Raw genomic sequence first — 5,457 nt, 5'->3', positions numbered from 1 at the left:
GCCCGCCCCCGCCTGGCCATGGGCCGCTTCAAACATGAGGCCGCCGCCTGCGACCCCGAGCGGCACGTGGTCTACATGACCGAGGACGAGCCCGACGGGTGCTTCTACCGGTTCAGGCCGGGCGACTGGGGCGACCTGACCGAGGGCACGCTGGAGGTGCTGTGCTCCTCCGGCCGCTGGCGCGTGGTGCCCTCGCCGGCGGCGCTGCTCCAGGCCACCCGCCACCAGGTCGAGGACGCCCGCCACTTCGACGGCGGCGACGGCTGCCACTACGCGGGCGGCGTCTGTTACTTCACCACCAAGGGCGACACCGGCCTGTGGGCGTACGACGCGCAGACCTCCACGCTCGACCGGCTGTGCGAGGGCGTACGCGCCATCACCGCCGCGCCGTCCGGCGACCTCTACGTGGCCAGGGAGCGGACGGAGATCGACGTGATCACGCCCGACCGGGCGGTCACGCCGTTCCTCAGGCTGGAGGGGCACGAGGGGGCGGAGCTGACCGGGCTGGCGTTCTCGCCGCGCGGCGACCGGCTCTACTTCTCGGCCAGGCGCGGCCGCACCGAGGGCCACACGTTCGAAGTGACCGGCCCCTTCCGCGCCTAGCTCAGATAGCGGACGAGCATGAGCTTCAGCTCGTCCACCAGCTCGGCGCCCCGCTCAGGGGTGGCCGTGGTGATCATCGGCATCACCGCCTTCACCGTGGCCAGCGCCATCGTGCTCGTCAGCAGCGCCCGCTCCTCCGTCAGGCCGGGGGAGCGGCGGCGCAGCATGGCCGCGATCTGCCCGGCGATGTCCTCGTGCAGCCGCTGCGAGGCCGCGGCGAGCTGATCGCCCGTGGCCGTGCCGTACAGCAGCGACCAGTACGCCGGCGACCGGCTCTTGAACTTCACGCTCTCGTCCACGAGCTGCCCGACCAGTGCCTCCAGCGGCACGTCCGGCGTGACCGCGGTCAGCCTCGCCGCCCAGAACTCCTGGCGGTCGTCGGTGTAGCGGGACACCAGCCCGTCCAGGATCTCCTCCTTGTTGCGGAAGAACTGGTACAGCGACCCCGGCGACATCCCCGACCGCGCGGCCACCTGGTTCGTCGTCATGTCTGGATAGCCGACCTCCGCGATCACCGACTCGGCGGCGTCGAGGATCTCCGCCATGCGCTTCAGACCGCGCGCCTGCCGGCGGACCGTGCGTTCAGCCATGGGTCTCCTCGTTTGACAAATACGAGCATTCACTTGTATTTCTGGTCTGGTGAGACAAACACGAGTAGTTTACCGAGTTTTGCTGGAGATCCCGTGCGGCGGGGCGGCGCGGCCATGGCGGTGAACACCCGGGCCCGGCCCGCCCCCGCGGCGGTGTCCGGGCCGCCGCTGCGCAGGCTCGGCTTCCTCCTCGTCCGCCGCCGCCGGCTCGTCCTCGCGCTGGCCCTGATCGTGCTCGTCGTCGCCGGTACGCTCGCGGCGGGCGCGGTGCCCAGGCTGTCGCTGGCCAGGTTCGAGGCGCCCGGCTCGGAGTCCGACCGGGCCCAGGCCGAGCTGGCCGAGCGGTTCGGCACCGGAAGCCCCGACATGATCTTCCTGGTGACCGCGAAGACCGGCACCGTGGACGACCCGGCCGTCGAGGCCGCGGGCCGGGCGCTGACCGCGCGGATCGGTCGCGCGGACGGCGTCGCCGAGGCCGGCTCGTACTGGACCCGCGGCAGGCCCGCCACGCTGCGCAGCGAGGACGGCAGGCACGCCGTCGTCGTGGTGCGCATCCCGGGCGACGCCGACCACGTGCGGGCGCGGGTGCTGCCCGCGCTCGTCCCCGAGATCACCAAGGGCACGGATCTGCTCCAGGTGCGGGCCGGGGGAGGGGAGGAGGTCTTCCGGGAGACGGTGCCGCTGGCCAGGCAGGACTTCGTACGGGCCGAGCTGGTCATCTTCCCGCTGGCGTTCGCCCTGCTCTGGCTCTACCAGCGGCGCGCCATGGCGGCCCTGGTGCCCATCCTGGCCGGGGTGTTCGCGATGGTGATCGGGCTGGCCCTGCTGAGCGGCGTCCTGATATTTGCCGAAATTTCGACGTTCGCTCTGAATTTGACCCTGGCCATGGGGCTCGGCCTCGGCATCGACTACTGCCTGTTCGTCATCCAGCGCTTCCGCGAGGAGACGAGAGACGGCAAGGATCGGGCGGCGGCGGTCGCCGGGGCCGTCGAGCACGCGGGCCGGACCGTGCTGTTCAGCGGCCTCACCGTGGCCACGTCCCTGGCCGTGCTGTTCGCGCTGCCGTTCGGCTTCCTGCGCTCCTTCGCGTACGCGGGCATCGCCGTCGTCATCGGCGGCCTGGTCGCGGCGGTGCTGGTGCTACCAGCCGTGCTGGCCTCCATCGGCGGGACCATGCTGCCCAAGCGGATGCGGCCCGAGCGCGACGCGGGGTTCTGGCACGCGCTGGCCACCCGCGTCATGCGCCGGCCGCTGGTGTTCGGCGTCTTGGCCACGGCGCTGCTGCTGGCGCTCGCCTCACCCTTCCTGGGGCTGCGCTTCGGCGTGGCCGATGACCGCATCCTGCCCCCGGAGGCGTCCTCCCGGCAGACCCAGGAGGTCATCCGCCAGGAGTTCCCCGCGGAGGAGACGGACGCCATCCAGCTGGTCTCGAGAGATCCGGTCACGGCCGACGTCACCGCGTACGCCACGAGCCTGTCCAGGCTCCCCGGCGTCGCCCAGGTCGACTCCGCCGCCGGCTCGTACGCGAGCGGGCAGCGGATCGGCGACGGCGACCCGGCCAGGTTCCAGGGACAGGGCACGTGGCTGTCGGTGGTGCCGTCCGCCGCGGCCCTGGCCGACGACCCCGTACGCCTCGCCGGGACCGTACGCGCCGTCGAGCCGCCCTTCGCTGTCCTGGTCGGCGGCTACCCCGCCGAGCTGGCCGACTACCGCGCCTCGGTCGTGGACCGGCTCCCGCTGCTGCTCGCGCTCATGCTGGGCGTCACGTTCCTGGTCCTTTTCCTCATGACCAAGAGCCTGATCATCCCCATCAAGGCGACCCTGCTGAACATCCTCAGCCTCGGCGTCATGTTCGGCGCCATCGTCTGGATCTTCCAGGAGGGCAACCTGTCCGGCCTGCTCGGCTTCACCCCGACGGGCATGCTGGACGCGAGCATCCCGATCCTCATGCTCTGCGTCGCGTACGGCCTGTCGATGGACTACGAGGTCTTCCTGCTGTCGCGCATCAAGGAGGAGTACGACAGGACCGGCGACACCGAGCACGCGGTGGCCATCGGCCTGCAGCGTGGCGCGCCGCTGATCACGGCGGCGGGCGGCATCCTGGCGCTCACGTTCGCCGCGTACGCCACCGCGCAGGTGTCGTTCGTGCAGATGCTGGGCGTCGGCATGGCGGTGGCGGTGCTGGTGGACGCGACCGTGATCAGGGCGGTGCTGGTGCCGAGCCTGATGCGCCTGGCAGGCCCGCTCAACTGGTGGCCCAGGGGCCGCGTCACAGCTCGCGGGTCCACCACTGCTCGGTGAGCTCGATCCCGTTCTCCGTCCCCTTCTCCTCCGCCTCCAGCTGGAACCCGGCTGCCTGGTAGATGCGCCGCGCGCTCACCAGGCAGTCGCGCGTCCACAGCGTGATCCGCTTGCAGCCCTCCGCCCGGGCGTGCCGCAGGCACTCCTCCACCAGCCGCCGTCCGATGCCCATCCCCCGCGCGGACGGCTCGACCAGCAGCATCCGCAGCTTGGCCGTCGTGTCGTCCTGGCGCACGTAGAACACGCACCCGGCGCGCTCCCCGCCGGCCTCGGCGATCCAGCCGGCGTCCTTCGTGAAGTCGAGCTCGCCGACGATCTTGGCGACAGTCTGCTCGAACGTGGTGCCCCAGCCGTACTCCCGGCTGTAGAGCTCGCCGTGCCGGTAGACGACCCAGCCCAGGTCGCCGGTGCGCGGCGGCCTGATCACGTACGGCTCCCGCCCGGTCTCCGGGGCGAGCAGCCCTCTGATCGTCGCCATGCTCGCGACCAGCCGCTCCTGGTCCTCGTCCGGCAGCCCGGACAGCAGCCGCTCGATCTCCTCGGCCGAGCGCCGGTCGAGCCGGGCGAACGTGCCCGCGCCGGCGGGCGTGAGGCGGACGAGCTGCTTGCGGGCGTCGGTGGCGGACCGCTCGCGCTCGACCAGCCCGTCGCCCTCGAAGCGGGCCAGGATCCTGCTGAGATAGCCCGCGTCCAGGCCGAGCAGGGCGCGTAGCTCGCCGGTCTCCATCCGCTCGGCGTGCGCGAGCTCGAACAGCACCCTCACCTCGGTCAGCGAGTACGGCGAGTCCAGCATCCCCGCTTGCAGGACGCCGATGACCTTCGTATAGAACCGGTTGAAGGTTCTGACCTCAGAAACCCTTGCTTTCGTCAACGAAATCATTGTCATAGTCAACCATGCACGTCACTCCATGAGAAGAGGATCGTCACCGTGAAGCATGTGCGCATCGGCGGATACGGCCCGGGCATCGTCACCCTCGGCGGCGGCCTCACGAGGGTCGCCGCGCCGTCGTTCCTGGCCGCTCACCCCTCCCTGCCGGTGCTGTACGCGGTCAGCGAGCTCGAACGCGGCTGGCTGACCGCCTTCGACGCCCGCGACGGCCTGACGCCGCTGGACGAGCGGCCGAGCGAGGGCGACACCCCCTGCCACGTCGCCGTGGACCCCACGGGGAGCCTGCTCGCGGTGGCCAACTACATGGACGGCACGGCGACCCTCTACCGGCTCGACGCGCGCGGCGCGTTCGCGGGAGACCCGATCGTCCTGCGTCACAAGGGCTCGGGCCCCAACGCGGAGCGCCAGGAGGGCCCGCACGCCCACCAGGCGGTCTTCCACGACGGCCTCCTGCACATCTCGGACCTCGGTACCGACGAGATCCGCCGCTACCGCTACGACGGCACGCCGCTGGAGCCGATCACGCTGTATCCCGGCACCGGCCCCCGCCACTTCTCCTTCGCCGGATCGGGCCTGTACGTCGCGGGCGAGCTGGACGGCACCGTCACCCTCATCGAGGGCGAGCGGCGCACGGTCGCCCCCGCCTCCCGCGAGCCGGGGGTGAACTACCCATCGCATCTACAGCTTGAAGGCGACCTGGTCTACGTGGCCAACCGCGGCCCGAACACCATCGCGGTGCTGCGCGCCGCCGACCTCTCCCTGGTGGCCGAGGTCCCGTCCGGCGGCGACTGGCCCCGGCACTTCGCCATCGACGGCGACCGCCTCTACGTGGCCAACCAGCAATCGTCCAACGTGGCCGTCTTCGCGCTGGCAGACGGCGTCCCCGAGCCCACCGGCGAGGTCCACGAGGTGGAGAGCGCGGCCTGCGTGCTGATCATGTAAGGCGGGCGGAGGCCAGCCGCACGGCCGCGCGCCAGCGCTCGTAGGCCGTGTCGTCGCGCTCGCCCGGTTCGAAGCGGCGCTCGAGCTGCCACGTCTTGCGCAGCTCGGCCCGCGACCCCCACACCCCGGCCC

5 protein-coding genes are annotated in these 5,457 nt (G+C 71.6%); 3 read left to right on the top strand and 2 right to left on the bottom strand.

From position 1 onward, the window contains the following. On the top strand, positions 1-603 hold a 603-nt coding region (locus tag EJK15_RS67455; protein WP_138720624.1), incomplete at its 5' end, for an alkaline phosphatase PhoX. On the opposite strand, the gene EJK15_RS67450 is transcribed toward EJK15_RS67455, so the two are convergent. Further along, positions 600-1,193, bottom strand: a complete 594-nt coding sequence (locus EJK15_RS67450; protein WP_138720623.1) for a TetR/AcrR family transcriptional regulator — start codon at positions 1,191-1,193, stop codon at positions 600-602. The two genes, EJK15_RS67455 and EJK15_RS67450, sit on opposite strands and share 4 nt — an antisense overlap. A 93-nt stretch (positions 1,194-1,286) precedes the next feature. Here EJK15_RS67450 and EJK15_RS67445 point away from each other — a divergent pair, with 93 nt between their 5' ends. Next, the gene (locus tag EJK15_RS67445; protein WP_240778111.1) at positions 1,287-3,494 is read left to right on the top strand and encodes an MMPL family transporter; all 2,208 of its coding nucleotides are present in this window, start codon (positions 1,287-1,289) and stop codon (positions 3,492-3,494) included. On the opposite strand, the gene EJK15_RS67440 is transcribed toward EJK15_RS67445, so the two are convergent. Continuing rightward, on the bottom strand, positions 3,463-4,374 hold the full coding sequence (locus EJK15_RS67440; protein ID WP_240778110.1) for a bifunctional helix-turn-helix transcriptional regulator/GNAT family N-acetyltransferase: 912 nt from the start codon (positions 4,372-4,374) through the stop codon (positions 3,463-3,465). The two genes, EJK15_RS67445 and EJK15_RS67440, sit on opposite strands and share 32 nt — an antisense overlap. A 48-nt stretch (positions 4,375-4,422) precedes the next feature. On the opposite strand from EJK15_RS67440, the gene EJK15_RS67435 reads away from it, so the two are divergent. Continuing rightward, positions 4,423-5,325, top strand: coding sequence for a lactonase family protein (locus tag EJK15_RS67435; RefSeq protein WP_171075402.1), 903 nt, complete (start codon positions 4,423-4,425; stop codon positions 5,323-5,325). Positions 5,326-5,457: the final 132 nt, after the last annotated feature.

Origin of the sequence: Nonomuraea basaltis (assembly GCF_005893125.1) — a bacterium.
In the GTDB taxonomy this organism is placed as follows: Bacteria; Actinomycetota; Actinomycetes; order Streptosporangiales; family Streptosporangiaceae; genus Nonomuraea; species Nonomuraea basaltis.
The sequence above is the reverse complement of the archived record's forward strand: the minus strand, read 5'-3'. Positions and strand labels throughout refer to the sequence as shown.

Bases quoted from the DNA above. Each gene is read 5' to 3' on its own strand.
- EJK15_RS67440 (WP_240778110.1), bottom strand. From the start codon at position 4,374: ATGATTTCGTTGACGAAAGCAAGGGTTTCTGAGGTCAGAACCTTCAAC.
- EJK15_RS67450 (WP_138720623.1), bottom strand. From the start codon at position 1,193: ATGGCTGAACGCACGGTCCGCCGGCAGGCGCGCGGTCTGAAGCGCATG.